The 658-nt window shown below is 74.2% G+C and carries 2 protein-coding genes; both read left to right on the forward strand.

Going from position 1 to position 658, the window contains the following annotated elements; translation table 11 throughout:
- Positions 1–187, forward strand: a 187-nt coding sequence (locus PROKR_RS32425) for a hypothetical protein (RefSeq protein WP_211240028.1), incomplete at its 5' end; no start/stop codon positions are given.
- A partial coding sequence (locus PROKR_RS04660; RefSeq protein ID WP_036960031.1) for a 4Fe-4S dicluster domain-containing protein occupies positions 187–658 on the forward strand: 472 nt, incomplete at its 3' end. The genes PROKR_RS32425 and PROKR_RS04660, both read left to right, overlap by 1 nt.

Below are 658 nucleotides of genomic sequence, written 5' to 3' on the forward strand. Positions count from 1 at the left end.
GCACCTGCGGGCGGCCGCACCCAGCCCGCGCGAGGGGACCGTGACCGTGCTGCGCGCGACGCCCGAGGTGCGCGCTGCGCTGGACGCGTGGGGGCCCGTGGGTGGGCTCGACCTGATGCGGGCGATCAAGCGGCAGCTCGACCCCGGGCGGAACCTGGCACCCGGCCGATTCGTGGGAGGCATCTGATGAGCGAGGCGAAGCTGGACCTGCTGGGCTCCTTCGACGGGCCGGGGCCCGACGGGCAAGGGGCGTTCGACGAGCACCGTCCGCCGTCCCGCGAGCTGGTGGACGACTGTGTGCACTGCGGGTTCTGCCTCCCCGCCTGCCCCACCTACTCGCTGTGGGGCGAGGAGATGGACTCCCCGCGCGGCCGGATCTACCTCATGAAGGAAGGGCTGGAGGGCGAGCCGATGTCGGCGGCGCTGGTGCAGCACGTCGATGCGTGCCTGGGGTGCATGGCGTGCGTGACCGCGTGCCCGTCGGGCGTGCGGTACGACACGCTGGTCGAGGCGACCCGGCAACAGGTCGAGCGGCGCGGTGCCGAGCACCGCACGCGCGGGCAGCGGCTGCTGCGGTCGGCGATCTTCGCGCTGTTCCCGCACCCGGCGCGGTTGCGGCGGGTGCTGCCGCTGCTCGCGATGTACCAGCGCTCGGGGC

The sequence above is a fragment of the Promicromonospora kroppenstedtii DSM 19349 genome, assembly GCF_000515355.1.
Taxonomy (GTDB): domain Bacteria; phylum Actinomycetota; class Actinomycetes; order Actinomycetales; family Cellulomonadaceae; genus Promicromonospora; species Promicromonospora kroppenstedtii.